The organism is Kitasatospora sp. NPDC030952 (genome assembly GCF_055571335.1).
On the sequence record NZ_JBVIFM010000032.1, the window covers coordinates 1 to 15,264 of the forward strand.

The following is a 15,264-nucleotide window of genomic DNA, read 5'->3' on the forward strand; positions in this document are numbered from 1 at the left end:
GGGGAGATCAACTGTCCACCGGGGACTTTCCACGTCCGCCAGTGGGGAGATCAACTGTCCGCGAGCGGGGAACTCCTACTGTCCCTTGACACAGGACAGCGGTCCTCACTGACATTGATCAAGAAAATCGTGCGTCAGTGACTCCCAAAACCATCTTGGAACGACATCCATGACGACTGACGGCTTCATAGCCACGAGGAGGCCGTCGCAACCTGCCAGTGGTCAATGGTCAGCGCAGAACAGCATCCACAACCTCGCCTGGCACATCGCCCGCCGCCCCGGCGGCCTGGTCGCCCTCGCCATCCAGTACGGCCACCTGCGCACCGCCCTCGACACCGACACCGCCAGCCGCTACGGCAACCGCTCCCGCACCGGCATGCACCCCCTGATCGACATCGAGACCGCGCTGGCCGCCGCCGACCTCCACGAACGCCTACAAGCCGGAGAAGCAATCTCCGGCCCCGCCGCCCGCCCGGCCATCCTCGCCGCCACTCGAGGACCCGCCTTCCACGGCGCCCTCGTCGGGCTCGACTTCACCCGCAAACACGCCGCCGCCCGCCGCCACCTCGCCCGCGACGGCACCGTCCTGTACGACAACCCCAACGCCCTGCTGCTGTGCCTCTACCGACGCGACCGGGCCCTGTGCACCAAGGACGGCCAACACGACGCCCCCAGCCTCGACCAGTGCGTCTCCGGCTGCCCCAACACCATCCGCACCGATCAGCACGTCCGAAACCGCAGCGGCACCTCGGACGTCGAGGCCCGGCTCCGCCAGAAGATCGTCAGCCTCCAGACGACCATCGGGAAGAAGAACACCCTGATCACCCGCCTGGAGGCTGACGTCGAAGGGTTCCTCGCCGAGAACACCAGGCTCACCCTGGAGAACCAGGAACTCCGAGACGTACTCAGCGGCAGCGCCAACGTCGCACCGCTGCGGCTGGCCCACCCTTCGGGCATTGACGCAGCATCAGAATCGCGCGTAGGGAATGAAGTTCCATAAGATTCCGCCCGGCCGACGTCCGAAGGGGGAGCACCATGTCCAGCTCGAATGATCACACGCCCGAGCCCTCCAGAAACGAGCCGAACCAGACGCCCACAGCCGACCTGAACTCCCCGGCCTGGCCGAAGCCGCTACGGCAGGGTGATCCGCACGCGGTAGGGGATTTTCGGCTGGAGGGGCGCCTGGGCGGTGGCGGGATGGGGCAGGTATTCCTGGGGCGCTCTCCTAGCGGTCGCCCGGTCGCGGTCAAGCTGGTGCGGCCCGAGCTGGCCGGCGATCTCGGATTTCGACGCCGGTTCGCCACAGAGGTCGAGGCGGCCCGCCGGGTCGGCGGGTTCTACACCGCCCAAGTGGTCGATGCTGACCCCGATGCCGACCCACCTTGGCTGGTCACCGCCTACATACCAGGCCCGTCCCTCCACGAGGCCGTCCAGAGGCACGGTCCGCTGCCCGCGGAGGGGATCACCGTGCTGGGAGCAGGACTGGCCGAGGGGCTCCGTGCGATCCACGCCTGCAACCTGGTGCACCGCGACCTCAAACCCTCTAACGTGATCCTGGCCGCCGACGGCCCCCGCGTCATCGACTTCGGCATCACCCGCGCGCTGGACGCCACCTCCACCACCGTCTCCCGCTCCGTGATCGGCACCCCGTCGTTCATGTCCCCCGAACAGGCACGCGGCCACAAGATCGGCCCGCCCAGCGACGTGTTCTCCCTCGGACTCGTCCTGGCGTTCGCAGCCACCGGCCGCAGCCCATTCGGCACCGGCTCAGCGGAAGCGATCGTCTACCGCATCGTCCACGACATACCAGACCTGACCGGCCTACCCGCCTACCTGGCGGACCTGGTGCACCGCTGCCTGGCCAAGAGCCCCGGGGACCGCCCCGAAGTGGCCGACATCCTCAGGGAACTCACCACTCCCACCCAGACCATCGTCCAATGGCTCCCCGCGCCGATCACGACGATGATCGACGAACGCCAAGTGCAAACCCCGGCACCATTACCATCGCCTCCTTCCAGCCCCAGTCCCCGCAAGGAAAGGACACCAGGAGGCACCGGCAGCGTCCGTCCCGACGAATCGGCCTCACAGCGGAGGCGGTTCGGCCCTAACCTCGCATGGATCAGCATCGCCTGCCTCGTCCTCGGCCTGCTAGCCGCCACCGCCTTCGCGGGGCTGCCCCCCTTCTCCCACACGCAGGCCGACGCCGTGTCAAGTTCTACGGCCACGCTCAGCCCCACCGCGACCCCCACTCCGAGTGCCAGCCCTACGCCCACACCCAGCCCTACGCCCAGCCCCACGCCCAGGCCGACGCCCAGCCCCACGATGGACGCCATCGGCCAGGCCTTCGCAGCGGCACGAGTGGGCGACTGCTTCTACGGAGAAGACGCATACGGCCCCCCAGGTGACTTCGTGATCGACCAGCCGAACGACACCTTCAAGCCGAACATAGTGCCCTGCGACGCGTGGAATGCGTACTACCGCGTCACCAAGATGGTGCCCACCGGCACTGAGGAGTGCCCGGGCCCTCCCGGCGGAGGCAGTACACAATGGGTCCACCTGGGCGGCAGCCCCCTCATCACCCTGTGCGTAGACCGTCAATTCCGCGTCGGCGACTGCTTCCTCGGCGGCGGCAATGGCAAGTTCGAGGCTGGCTACCCACGGGATGGCTGGTTCTGCAACAACACCCAGACCCCCTCTGGTCGCCCCTACATCATCCAGATCTCCCAGATCCTCGGCCCCAACAAGGGCGACCAGTGCAACGCGCCGGGCTACTCGATGCAGGTCCTCCACGGCACCGAGACGCTGTGCATCAAGGTGCTGTTTTCACCGGGGTGACCCGACAAATCAGCTCTCAAGGTCGGTGGTCCCAGTGGCCGCTGTCACTCAACACGCTGACTTGACAGGGAAGCCCCGGCCGGGCCGTCCACGGTCCGGCCGGTGCGGCGACGGGGCCGGTCACGGCCCTGACGGCGGATCCGGCGGCGCAGTCCAGGCGGCAGCGAAGGATGGTCCAGCGCATCCGGGCGCTGGCCAGGGTGCGGTAGCGGAGCGCGCCGCGCCAAGCCACCTCCATGGTCAGGTCCGCGTGAATCATCGGGTTACCGCCCGGACCCGGCTGTCCGGCAGGGTAGGAGCCGCCACCCGACCGGACGAAGAGAGCGAGCGGTGGGAGCTGGGATGGACCCATGGTTCATTTTGGGGGACACCACAATCACCAAATGAACCATGAGTCCATCGACCCCAGGGCGCAGCGGAGAATCAACCCGAAGCCGACCTGCGCTGTTCTCCCCGTACGCTGATGGCCTGGCCCCTCACGTCGACGAGCGTGAGGGGCCCGGCCATGTCCAGGGTGGTGCTGGTGCGGGGTCAGGGTCCGGCGATCACCCAAGTCACGAAGACTGCTGACATGCCCTCATGCAGGCGGTACACGACGCTGATGCGGTCGCCGGGGTCGGAGGCCGGGTCGGTGCGGGCGGTGTAGTCGTCGACCTCGGGGTCAGTGCCGCCGGGCACCGGGATGCCGAGCCGCGGGAAGACCGCCAGGCGCTCCACGAGCTTCTCGACCGCGTCCAGCTCACCCGGGCGCAGCGCGGCGAGGGCGGCTTCGGCAGCGTCGGAGAGAAAGACGTGCAGCGGAGCCGGCTGTTCGGGTTGGTCGGTCACCGGTCGCCGCCGGCGGCGCGGAGCCGGGCGAAGACGTCGGCGGCCGGGGTCCACTGCTGGCCTCCGATCGGCGGCCGTTCTGGCCAGCGGGCTTCGCGGTTGTCCCACTGAGGTGTCCGTCAGTGTTGTCCTGCGGCCGTGTCCGCTTCCTCTGCTGCGATGCCACCGCCAGCTGCGGTGCTGCCCGGGCTGGGCACGGGGACGTGCTGAGCTGCTGGTGCAGCTCGGGGTGATGGCGGTGACGGGGCTGCCGATTCTGCGGCTGCCCTGGGTGGTCGGCCGAGAGCTGAGCGGGACCGGCCGCGCCCGGTACGGCAGCAGAGCCCCGGTACGGCAGCAGGGCCCGGACCGCGCGTCGCGGTCCGAGCCCTGCCCCGTGCGGTGCCGCGCTGCGGCGGCGGCGCGTCAGCCCTGTACGGTGTCGCCGCCCGCCTGCCCGGCGCCCTCAGTCGTTCCTGCCTTCTCGCGCATCTTGCGCACCAGCTCCGCCTTCTGGTCGGCTGCGCCCTGGCGGTCGAGGTTGCGGTGCGGACCGTTGTTCTGCCGTTCGGCGCGGGACTGCCTCTTGCGCTGGCCGCCGCCCATGCCCACGGGGTTGTTGATGTTCTTGCTCACGGTCGTGGGTTCTCCTGGTGGTGAAGTGAAATGAAGTGAAGTGATCTACGGATTCATCGGTGGGGGACGGGCGGCGACGTCGAAGGACGTCAGCAGGGGCCCATCACGCGCTCACTCGTAAATCGGCGTCTGGAAGAACATGACAAGGACGTTACCCGGTTCCGTCGGCCTTGCACACCAACCTTGACGCTCGGCCCGGAGATCTCAGGTCCATCCATAATTGATCTTGTGGCAGGTCGGGGTGAGTTGACGGGTGGCCCCGCAACACGCTGCCGGTGCCCGCAGAATGGGCCTCCGCACGGGGACGAATTGGCAGGTCCGGACAGCTCGCAGACGCGCCAGGCGCTCGGCAGGTCCCGGGGAGGGTGGGCACCGAGGTTCAGCTTGCCGTCGTCTGCACCAGCACGGTGTGCACGTCGTCCTTCTGGGCGGCGTGCAGGGCCATCTGCGAGGTGTGGCGGGCGCCGAGGGAGTCGGCGGCGATGGAGTCGACGGTGACGTCGACCGGGCGGCCGGCCTCGGTCGCGGCGTTGAGCGCGCGGGAGTTCTCCGGTTCGACGGCGACGGTGCGGATGCTGTGGTGCTGGGCGGCGGTGCGACACCGGCGAACAGACCGCCGCCGCCTCGGGATCGACCTGGGCCGCCCGCTGGACGATGGCTCGCTGCTCTGGCCCGGCGGCGGGCCTGCGGAGGTGCGGTGATGGCGGGCGGGCGAGGACGCCTGCAGCTGGCGGCCGGCGGCCAGCTCCTGCTCAACGGGGTGCCGTGGACCGTCGAGTCGGCCGAGCCGCAGTTCGGCCGCCTGGTCCTGGTCGACGGCGAAGGACGGGCCGAGTACCGCTCGATCCGCTGGCTGGTCCACCACCCGGACCTGCGGCCAGCCGGGAAGGCGGGCGACGTCAGCTGCCAGCAGCGGGCTGTCCAGCCGCTGTCGCTGGCCGACCTGGCCGAGGACCAGCTCATCCGGGCCCAGATCCGGGCCGAGCACGTGCTGGAGGCGGCGACCGGTTTCCGCGACGGACACCGCGCCCGGGCCCGGCCGGGCGAGCCGCGGCCCGCCTACGACCCGGACACCACAACGCTGACCGAGCGCCGGGCGGCGAAGGTCGCCGAACTGGCGGCCCTTGCGCCGGACGAGGCCGCGCGGCTGGGGCTCCAGGGCCTGGGCCTGCGCACCCTGCAGGGGCTGACGACGCTGAGCAGCGAGGGAAGCCTGCTGCTGGCCTGCGCGGACGGCCGGTGGACGCGCCGCCAAGGCGGGCACCCGACGGTCACCGAGGAGGTCCGAGAGGCGATCTTCGCGGTCAGGGAGGAGCGCAAGGACCGGGCCCGCACCAGCATGCGGGCCAAGCACCGGCTGCTGCACCAGCACATGGCGGAGAGGTTCGAGGACTTCCCCGCCGAGAAGATCCCCTCCCGCTTCACCCTGGCCCGGGGCGGGGCCGAGTGGTTCGGACCCGGAGGCGGTCGGGCCCGCTACCTGCGCTCGGCCGACGCCGCGGCCCAGGCCGGCGTCGGCACCCGGGTGGTGGTCCACCGCCCCGGTCAGGACCTGGCGCTGGACTCCACCCCGCTGCCGGTCATGCTGCGCGAGACGGTCTTCGGGGAGGCCGTAGGGGCCACGCTGACCCTGGGGCTGGACCTGTTCACGCACTCGCTGCCGGCGTTCCGCCTCACCCTGGGGTCGGACACCTCGGTCGACGTCGCGATGCTGCCGCGGGACGTGATGCTGCCCCTGCCGATGCGCGAGGGCTGGGGAGCGGAGATGGAGTGGCCCTACCCCGGTGTCCCGGCCGAGCTGATCGCCGAGTTCGCCGGCCACAAGGTCGCGGCCCTGCCCTTCTTCTCCCCCGAGACCGTGACCACCGATCGCGGCAGCCCCTACAAGAACCACGCCCTGGTGGAGGCGGAACGGGAGCTGGGCTGCACGATCCTGCCCGCCCGCACGCTGCGGGCCAGCGACAAGTTCGCCGTCGAGCGCGCCTTCGGCGGCATCAAGACCCTGCTGTTCGAGCACCCGGGCCGGCTTCCCGGGCAGGTCGGCGCCCGTTGACCCTCTGATAGCGAGACGGGGCAGCAATGTCAGTCCCGCTGTCCTCTGACAGGCGATCTCGACTGTCTGCCAAGCAATCTCGGCCCGCCCCAGGTTGCTGCCGCTCTACCCTGACGGACCGTCAGTGATCTCGTGCGGTTGTTTCTGCTGCTTCGGCGTGTACGCGCAGCAGGTGGTCGATGTCGGAGAGACGGCCCCAGCCGGGGCTGTTCATGTTCTTGATGCCGGAGCGGATCTCGTCGAGAACCGTTCGGCCGTATTCGTCGTCGCGCAGGGCCAGGCCGGCGGCGGCCTCCAGGCGGGCGTCGAAGTACGGGTCCGTCAGGTGCGCGGCGAAGACGCCGCGCAGTTCCGGGGTGTCTACAGCGGACATCAGGAGCTCGCTGAGCGCGTTCGCCCGCGTCATGGGCACGGGATCGCCGGCCAGGCACATCAAGGCGGCGAGGGCTTCCTCGCGCTTGGTGGTGTTGGTGCGGAGGAGCGCGGAGACGGTCCTGCGGACGTGCGGGTCGGGGTGGCTGGCGTGGGGCAGCAGCGCCGGGACCACGTCGCCGGAGCAGTGCTCTGCGAAGGCGGCGATGACGATGGCGAGAGTACGGGGGTCCTGTTCGCTGTGAAGCAGCGGGCGCAGGAACTCCTCCGCCTCGCGGGCGAAGGGGAGCTCGGTGTCGTCGACGTCGACGCGGACGCTCAACCCGATTCCCAGGTGGTTGATCGTGTCGAGTCCGAAGCGCCTGCGGTCACGGTCGGACGCGTGCCGGGCTGCTTCGAGGGCCCAGTCGAAGGTCTCCCGGTCGATCCAGAGCCCCAGGTTGTAGACCGAGGCGAACCAGTCGTCGTGGTCGGGGTCGGCGTGCACCAGGGCACGGGCCATCAGCTCGTCCGGCGAGTGACGGACGCCGAGCACGGCCTCCATTTCAGTGATGACCGCCCGGTGCGCGGGCGGCGGCTCGCTCCCGGCCTCCATGCCAGACGCTAGGGCCTCCTGCGCGGCACACAGCGCACGCCGGTGCGGGCTGTCGCTGCTCAGGGGATCACGGCTTCGGGACAGCAGCGCCTGCAGCACCCAGTACCGGCCGTTCTCGGCCGCCCACGTCACAGGGTCCACACCTCCGGCCCAGGGGCGGGTCACGTCCACGTCCCAGACGACCAGATGGTCGACGACCTTCTGGCGTCCGGCCCTTGCGGCGGCGGCCAGCAGGGTCACGGAGTCGTCGCCGGCCAGGTCGTCCGCGGTGGCGTCATAGAGGAGTTCGAGCGCCGCGTCGTCGTCTCCGCGTTCGACAGCAGCCAGCAGCAAGGGCAGATCCACCGGCCGATTGTGCCTGTGGACGGGCCGGGACGCGAACGAGTTTCCGGCAAGCTCTGCGCCGGTCTCGGCTGCCATGCGGTGCGTTGCCAGCTCCTGAAACGGTCAAGATCACTAGGCCACTGACCCAGTTCTCAAACCCGGTCTCAGTGAGCCCTCTCGCAATTGCAAGTGCCCACTGTCCTGTTACCGGACGGCCGCCTGACCCCCTGCCAGCGGGATGACAGCGGTCTGCCACCGAGGTGCGGAACCGTCTGACATGCCGGGCGGTACACCGCGACCGAGGAGCGCGGACGACCGCCCGGCCCGTTGACGAAAGGGCTCTCGCGTGACTCGTACCTCCCCTCCCACTGGCTCGGTCGCAGGACGGCGCCAACCCAAGGCCTTCCACACCAAACGGCGAGAGGTAGGCTCCTGGCGGCTCGTCGCCAGTGCCGCCGCGACCGCGCTGCTGGCCGCGGTGTGCCCGGCAACTGCGGTGGCTGCGCCAGACACCACCCCGGTGCCGCGACTCGCCTGGGCGGCGTGCGCGGACGGCTTCGAGTGCGCGACCGCCCGCGTCCCGCTCGATCACCACGACCCGCGCGGCGCCGGGATCGACCTCGCTGTCATCCGGCACCCGGCGCAGGACCGGGCCCACCGGATCGGCTCACTGTTCTACAACCCCGGTGGCCCTGCTGCGGCCGGCACCGTGGCCCTGCCCATGATGCTCGGGCAGTTCCCCGAAGAAGTGCGCCGGCGCTTCGACATCGTCAGCTTCGACCCGCGCGGCACCGGTGGCAGCGCTCCCGTCCAGTGCTTCGACGACCCGGCGGACGAGCAGGCCCTGCTGACGGGCACGGCCGCCGGCTACCCCGAGGGCCCGGACCAGCAGAACGCCTGGGCCGACGCCTACCAGCGCCTGGCCCGGCAGTGCGCGGCCCGCAACCCCGATCTGCTGGCGCACATCTCCACCGCGAACGTGGCCCGGGACATGGACCTGCTCCGCCGCGCGGTCGGCGACCGACAGCTCAGCTACCTGGGAACCTCGTACGGCAGCTACCTCGGCGCCACCTACGCCAACCTGTTTCCCGGCCGCGTCCGCGCGATGGTCCTCGACAGTGCCCCGGACCCGGTCGCCTGGTCGACCGGCCGCGGAGACCAGGCCGCCACCACGGGCGCCCTGCTGCGCAACGGCAGCGACGTGGCCGCCGCTCGCGTCCTGGACGCCTTCCTCGACCAGTGCGGCCAGGCCGGCCCCCAGACCTGCGCCTTCTCCGCCGGGACGGCCGCCGCGACCCGGGCCAGGTACGGCGAGTTGCTCCAGCGGCTACGTACCCGGCCGGTCGCGTTCGATGGGAGGACCTTCACCGCCGGCTCGGCCGTGGAGGCGACGATCATCGCGCTGTACGCCACCAATCCCGTCGCGAAGCTGCCCATCGGCTGGACCGAGCTCGGCGCCACGCTCCAGGGGCTCTGGACCGCCACCGAGGCACCCGACGCCGGGCCGAGCACGCCGCCGGCGCCCGTCCTGCGCCAGTCTCCGGACCAGGCGCTCGCGGTGGTCTGCTCGGACTCCGCCAACCCTCCCGCCGCCGCCGACTGGCCCGCCCTGGCCGAGCACGCCCGGGCCCGCTCCGGCGAGACCGGCCCGTACTTCGCCTGGGCCGACGAGCGCTGCGCCGACTGGCCCGCCCGCGACCGCGACCGCTACGACGGCCCGTGGAACCACCGCACCTCCGCGCCGATCCTCGTCGTCGCCAACACCGGCGACCCGGCCATGCCGTACGAGGGGTCCCGCGCGATGGCCCGCTCGCTCGCCCGCGCGCGGCTGCTGACCGTCGACGGCTACGGCCACACCGTGCTGGTCAACCCCAGCGACTGCGCCGCCGAGCACGAGACCCGCTACCTGACTGACGGCATCCTGCCCGCCCCCGGTACGGTCTGCGCCCCCACCAAACCGCCGTTCAGCGGCTGATCGCACGATCGGGCCGGCGGCGCCACCCGCCCCCGGGGGCGCGGCCGACGCGCTCCTGGGGGCCGGTCAGCCCGCCTCCAGGGCCAGCGACTCCGGTCGCGACAGCGCCCGGCCGCGCTCCCAGGCGGCCCGGAAGCCGGCCTCTCCGAGGGCCTGCGCGCAGCCGTCGAGGACGGCCCGCAGCTCCGGATCGCCCGCGTCGTGGGCCCCACGCAGGCCGTACGCGGCGCCCAGTGCCGCCGCACCGCGTGCCGCTTCGCCGAGCGCGAGGCAGTACTCGGCGAATCCTTCCAGCACATCCGCCCGCACCGGCCGGTCGCCGCTTTCCGCGGCCAGCTCCAGGGCCCGGCGGTGCAGCGGCCCGGCCGCGTTCGGTGCGCGGCGCCGCTGCTGGGTGCGGGCCAGGCTGGTGTGCAGCAGGGCGAGCAGGTGCAGTCGAGTGGGGTCGCCGGGGCCGGTCGCCGGCAGCTGCTCCAGGCGCCGCAGCACCTCACGCTGTTCGTTCAGCGCTGTCTCCAGGTCCCCCTCGCGCCGCGCGAGTTCGCCGAGCGCGTAGCGGGCGGCGGCCTGGAGGTGTGGGTCGCGGGCCCGTTCTGCTCCGGCCAGCGCGCGCTCCAGGTCGACCCGGGCCGCGGCCGGCTGGCCGCAGCGCGCCCGCAGGCGGCCCGACAGCACCAGTGCCAACGGCGCGTCGCCGGAGCCGCCCATCTCGGCATCCCGTTCACCGGCTTCCGCCAGCGCCGCGAGGGCCTCGTCGGCCGCGCCGGTGACGGACAGCAGCGCGGCCAGTGTGACCAGCGCCATGGCCAGCCCCCAGCGGTCGCCCAGGGTACGGAAGCCGTCCACCGCGGTCCGCAGGCAGTGCTCGGCGTGCCCGATCCGGCCCGCGCCCAGCTCGATCCGGCCGAGCACCAGATGGGCGGCGGCCCGCGTCCACGGGTCGGGGTGCTCGGCGAAGCGCTGCGCGGTCGCACCCACGGCTTCGGGCGGCCCGGCCATGGCGAGCAGCAGCGCGGCGGCCAGCGCGACCGGGTGGTCGCCCTGCTGTGCCGTGACCAGCGCCGTGCCCATCGCCTCCGGCGGGATCGGGGTGTCACCGGGTTCCCTCAGCGGGGCGGTGAGCTGCGCCAGGAGCACGCACAGGGCGTGCGCCCGCTCCAGACCGGGCGGCGGACTGCAGCCGTGGGCGGCGAGAACGGCCGCCGTCCACTCACCGGCCTCACGGCCCTGACCGCGCATCAACCAGGGCCAGGCCCGCGCGGCTGCCAGCCGCAGCGCGTGCTCCGGCGGGCCGACGGCGACCGCCCGGCCCAGTGCCGCGTCCAGATTGCCCTGCTCCGCGTCCAGCCGGGCCAGCCAGCCGACCTGGCCGTCCGTCCGCAGCAGGGGTTTGGCGTTCTCGGCGAGCTCGACGAAACAGCTCAGGTGGGCAGCGCCGGTCCGGTCGTCCTCGCCCGCCTCGACGAGCCGTTGCGCGGCGTAGGCGCGAACCGTCTCCAGCAGCCGGTAGCGCACCGTCCCGGTCTCCCGGTCGGCGGCCACGACCAGGGACTTGTCGATCAGGGAGGCCATCAGGTCCTCCACGGCCGTCGGGTCGGGCGCCGGCCCGCCCGGCCAATGCGCGGCGCAGACCAGGTGTGCGTCGCGGAGGGTCGCCCCGCCGGCGAACACGGAGAGCCGGCGCAGCAGGACGCGCTCGTCCTCATCGAGCAGCTCCCAGCTCCAGGCGATGACGGCGCGCAGTGTGCGGTGCCGGTCGGGAGCGGTGCGTGAGCCGCGGTCCAGCAGTCGGAGCCGGTCGTGCAGCCGCGCCGCGACCTGTCCGGGGCTCAGGGCCCGCAGCCGGGCCGCCGCCAGTTCGAGGGCCAGCGGCAGGCCGTCCAGCTCGCGGCAGATCCGGACGACCGGCTCGACGGTGTCGTGGTCCAGCGTGAAGCCGGGGCGGGCTGCGGCAGCCCGCTCTGTGAAGAGGGCGACGGCCGGGTGCGCGAGCGCTTCCTGGGCGGTGGAGCCGGGCTCGGGCACGGCGAGCGGTGTCACCGGCCAGAGCGCCTCGCCGGTGACACCGAGCGGTTCGCGGCTGGTGGCCAGCACCGTGAGGCGGGGCGCTGCGGCCAGCAGGTCATGGGTCAACCGGGCCGCATCCTCGATCAGATGCTCGCAGTTGTCCAAGACGAGCAGGACCTCACGACCCTCCAGGGCCCGGACGATCCGGTCGACGGGATCCCCGGCCTGATCGCCGGCAGGCAGGCCGCTGGCCAGCACGCCGGCTTCGCCCGGACGGCAGACAGCGGTCAGCACGGCCTGGGTCACTGCGTCTGGCCTGTTGACGCCCGCGAGTTCGGCGAGCCGTACGTCCGTCGCGGGCGGGGCGGCCCTCGCGGCCGCAATCGCCAGCCGGGTCTTTCCGACGCCGCCCGGCCCGGTCAGCGTCACCAGGCGGGAACGGTGCAGGCGCACCCGAACCGCTGCCAGCGCCTCATCGCGGCCGACCAGACCGGTGAGCCAGGTGGGCAGTGCCGCCCGCCCTGCCGGGTAGCCGGCGGGAGCCGGGGCCGGCCCGTGCCCCGCCGACTTCGCGCCGGACAGCACCTGCAGGTGGGCGTCCCGCAGTTCAGCCGACGGATCCGCACCCAGTTCCTCGGCCAGCGCCCGCCGGGTACGTTCGAACACCTGCAGCGCCGCCGCCTGCTGCCCGTCCGCGTGGAGCGCGCGCATCAGCCTGACGGCGGCTCGTTCGCGCAGCGGGTGGGTGCTACAGAGTCCGGTGAGCTCGGCGACCAGCCGCGGCAGCGCTTCGGTGCCGCCGAGGGCGAGCAGGGCGTCCGCCCGGTCCTCGACCGCCGCCAACCGCAGTTCCGTCAGCCGGGCCGCCGGCGCAGAGGTGAACCCGGCGCCCTCGGCGTCCGTGAACGGTGCCCCGCGCCAGAGTTCCAGTGCCCCTTCCAGCAGCGCGACCGCATCGGCGAACCGGCCCGCCGTCAGCGCCGCCCGCCCCGCGGCCACCCGCTGTTCGAAGTCCCAGACGTCCACGCTCGACCGGGGCAGATCCAGCAGATACCCGGCAGGGTGCGAACCGACCGCCGTCCGGTCGCCCCCCAGCGCCCGGCGGAGCCGGGAAACCAAGGACTGCAGGGCACCGGCTGGCTCCTCCGGCGGCATGTCCGCCCACAGGTCGTCCACCAGACGCTCACGGGTGACCACGCGCCCAGGGTCGAGAGCCAGCCGGACCAGCAGCAGTCGAAGCCGCGCCCCGCCGACCTCGAAGGCCGCCCCGTCCCCACCCCGTACGACCTGAAGCGGCCCCAGAACGTTGATCCGCACCCCGCCCCCTTGCCCCGCATCAGCCAGCATCCAAGATCATTATCCCGATGCCCTACAAGGCCCGAGCGGCAGGGTGCGATCCGACGCGAGATTTCACGGCCGCACTGCGCAGTGGTGAGGCGGCGCTGAGCGCAGGGCACTCGAACAACCAGTCAAGGCTATTTGGCAAACGATCAAGTTCTAGTGCTACAGCGCGCACGGTGATGGCGATCCCTGAAAACGGCTCTGCCCGGAGTTCCGTGATGCTCATGGTCGGGTGAGGATCCGTGTCCGCAAGAGGCGGAACGAGGCGCGCCCATACATGGCTCTTTTGAGGGTTTTGATCCGGTTTACGTTGCCTTCGACCTTGCCGGAGCTCCATTCGAGGGTGAGGCCGGCGGTGACGGCGTCGAGGTCCTGGCGGAGGAAACCGGCGAACGAACGGACGGGTGCGGGGGCGTCCTGTTCGGCCTCGCGGATCCAGTCGTGCAGGAGGGCGCCGAGTCGGTTCGTCATGAGGTCGTGGAAGCATCGGGCCAGGTCGTAGGCCCGGGCGATGTCCGGGCAGGCGATCCGGACGCCCAGCAGTTTGCCCTGTTCGTGATCGGTGAGCGTGCCTGTCGGGCGCATGATCCATGAGGTGATCCGGCGGGGGCTGGGGATGTCGGCGCGGACCGGTTCGGCGGTTCCCTCGCGCAGGGAGGCGACGTGGCGGCGGACCACCAGGACGCTGCCCCGGTAGCCTCGCTCGCGGATCTCCCGGAACAGTTGCTGGGCGCTGGTGCACCCGGCGGTGAAGCGACTGTTCAGGTAGGGCTTGAACGGGTCGATCAGCCCCTGCCTGCTGGCTCCGAAGTTCCGGGCGGAGGCGAGGAGTTCGTCCAGCGGGGTGGTCTTGAACCTCCGGACGGTCTTGCGGTCCAGGTGGAGGTGGCGGGCGATGGCGCTGATCGTCCACTTCTGGTCCAGCAGTCGGTGCACGTCCGCATAGCGGTCTCGGGTTCGCTCGATGATCGGCGTGCGGGGCAGCTGCGGCATCGGCAGGTCGATCGCCGGCGGCTCGGGCGCCTCCTCTTGGTCGGCGTGTTTGCGCAGGCAGGAGCGGTGCTGGTGGCAGGTCTTCTCGACTGCGGCGGACAGGTTCTGGAGCAGGTGCCAGCGGTCCGCGACCTCGATCGCGTCTGGTGCGGCTTCCTTGATCGCCCGGGTGTAGGCGGTGGCCCGGTCGCGGCAGATGATCTCCGCGCCGGGGTGCTCGCGCAGCCAGGCGGCGAAGGTCTCCGAGGTGCGGTCCGGGAGCACGTCCACGACGCGGCCGGTCTCGACGTCGACGAGGACGGTCCCGTAGGTGCGGCCCTTGCGGAAGGCGAACTCGTCGACGCCGAGCACCCGCGGTGCCCGCTCCGGCACATCGGGCTCCTCCAGCAGCCCGAGGAGGCGGGTCCGGCCGGCGGCGATGCTGAGCTTGTGGCACAGCCGTTCGCCGGCCCGGCCGCCCAGCTCGACGGCGACGTCCCGCAGCCACTGTTTCAGCCCGATGCTGGAACGCAGGTGGCGCTCGCTCAGTCCGGAGACCTGCTCGACAAAGGTCGTCCGCCGGCACCGCGCGCGATCGCAGAAGTAGCGCCGAACGCGAAGGCGTATCGCCAACTTCCTTCCTGCCAGCGGGCGTTCGGCAAGCGTTCGCCAGTAGGTGGAGTGCCTCCGTCTTCCCGGGCTTCCGCAGCTTGGGCAACGGGCCGGCGGGCCGCACGCGGCCACCTCCACCAGCACGGCCCCTTGGGCGGCGGTCAGCCGTTCCAGTTCAACATCGACTCCGGGAAACAGCACATCTTCGATCGAGCGGAGAGCCACGCGCAGGTCATCCCCCAGGGAAACGATTCTGCATGCATGCCGCTGACCTGGGGTTTCACGGAACTCCGGGCAGAGCCGTTTTCGCGGATCCTCATCAACGGTGGTTTGCGAGCGGCCAAGAAGGCCCGTCTGACCTGTGCCTTTCCCGCCCCTGTGGGCCGTTCGGTTATGGCACTCGCAAGATGCCGCGCTCCGCCATCGCAAACTGCGGTGCCCCATCACGGCCATGACCAGCGAGTTCTAAACGATCACTCGCAAACTATGGCGCTCCGTCACAATCGTGGTCGTAGGCGCGCGAGGTGAGCGCGCCGGTGGCGGCGGCGAACTCCTCGCAGGCGGCCAGGGCCTCGGCGTACTTGGCGCCGACCAGGCGGACGTCAACGCCATAGCCGCGGAGCTTGGCCACCTTCACCGCCGGAGCGGTGGGTCCGCCGACGAGCTCGCGGTACTCGTGCCCCGGCCGGACCAGGGATCGGGTATCAGGGTCGGCTCCGAAAACCCGGCCCCGCA

General features: G+C 71.6%; 9 protein-coding genes and 2 pseudogenes. 4 read left to right on the plus strand and 7 right to left on the minus strand.

What is annotated here, in order from left to right; translation table 11 throughout:
* Positions 1-169 precede the first annotated feature (169 nt).
* Both ACZ47G_RS35700 and ACZ47G_RS35705 read left to right on the plus strand, forming a co-directional pair.
* A complete protein-coding gene (locus ACZ47G_RS35700) occupies positions 170-1,000 on the plus strand; it encodes a hypothetical protein (protein WP_465750004.1) in 831 nt (276 codons plus the stop codon).
* 35 nt (positions 1,001-1,035) lie between these two features.
* Positions 1,036-2,835, plus strand: coding sequence for a serine/threonine-protein kinase (locus ACZ47G_RS35705; protein ID WP_465750006.1), 1,800 nt, complete (start codon positions 1,036-1,038; stop codon positions 2,833-2,835).
* Positions 2,836-3,366: 531 nt separating this feature from the next.
* On the opposite strand, the gene ACZ47G_RS35710 is transcribed toward ACZ47G_RS35705, so the two are convergent.
* The 3 genes and pseudogenes from ACZ47G_RS35710 to ACZ47G_RS35720 form a co-directional block, all read right to left on the minus strand.
* Entirely contained in the window at positions 3,367-3,663 is a 297-nt protein-coding gene (locus ACZ47G_RS35710; protein WP_465750008.1) for a hypothetical protein, read from the minus strand.
* A gap of 405 nt (positions 3,664-4,068) precedes the next feature.
* On the minus strand, positions 4,069-4,278 hold the full coding sequence (locus ACZ47G_RS35715) for a DUF6243 family protein (RefSeq protein WP_465750010.1): 210 nt from the start codon (positions 4,276-4,278) through the stop codon (positions 4,069-4,071).
* A 385-nt stretch (positions 4,279-4,663) separates the two neighbouring features.
* Positions 4,664-4,902, minus strand: a pseudogene (locus ACZ47G_RS35720) (pyridoxal-phosphate dependent enzyme); the annotation flags it as partial.
* A gap of 76 nt (positions 4,903-4,978) precedes the next feature.
* On the opposite strand from ACZ47G_RS35720, the gene ACZ47G_RS35725 reads away from it, so the two are divergent.
* Positions 4,979-6,331 (plus strand): hypothetical protein, encoded by a 1,353-nt coding sequence (locus tag ACZ47G_RS35725; RefSeq protein ID WP_465750120.1) that lies wholly within the window; start codon positions 4,979-4,981, stop codon positions 6,329-6,331.
* Positions 6,332-6,452: 121 nt separating this feature from the next.
* Here the strand turns inward: ACZ47G_RS35725 and ACZ47G_RS35730 are convergent, their stop codons facing one another.
* The gene (locus ACZ47G_RS35730; RefSeq protein ID WP_465750012.1) at positions 6,453-7,718 is read right to left on the minus strand and encodes a HEAT repeat domain-containing protein; all 1,266 of its coding nucleotides are present in this window, start codon (positions 7,716-7,718) and stop codon (positions 6,453-6,455) included.
* A 400-nt stretch (positions 7,719-8,118) separates the two neighbouring features.
* Here ACZ47G_RS35730 and ACZ47G_RS35735 point away from each other — a divergent pair, with 400 nt between their 5' ends.
* Positions 8,119-9,597, plus strand: a complete 1,479-nt coding sequence (locus ACZ47G_RS35735) for an alpha/beta hydrolase (protein ID WP_465750014.1) — start codon at positions 8,119-8,121, stop codon at positions 9,595-9,597.
* 66 nt (positions 9,598-9,663) lie between these two features.
* Here the strand turns inward: ACZ47G_RS35735 and ACZ47G_RS35740 are convergent, their stop codons facing one another.
* The 3 genes and pseudogenes from ACZ47G_RS35740 to ACZ47G_RS35750 form a co-directional block, all read right to left on the minus strand.
* Positions 9,664-12,951: an AfsR/SARP family transcriptional regulator gene (locus tag ACZ47G_RS35740; protein WP_465750016.1), complete on the minus strand. Its 3,288-nt coding sequence runs from the start codon at positions 12,949-12,951 to the stop codon at positions 9,664-9,666.
* 216 nt (positions 12,952-13,167) lie between these two features.
* Entirely contained in the window at positions 13,168-14,982 is a 1,815-nt protein-coding gene (locus ACZ47G_RS35745; RefSeq protein ID WP_465750018.1) for an ISL3 family transposase, read from the minus strand.
* Between the two features lie 52 nt (positions 14,983-15,034).
* A pseudogene (locus ACZ47G_RS35750) lies at positions 15,035-15,178 on the minus strand (threonine/serine dehydratase); the annotation flags it as partial.
* Positions 15,179-15,264: the final 86 nt, after the last annotated feature.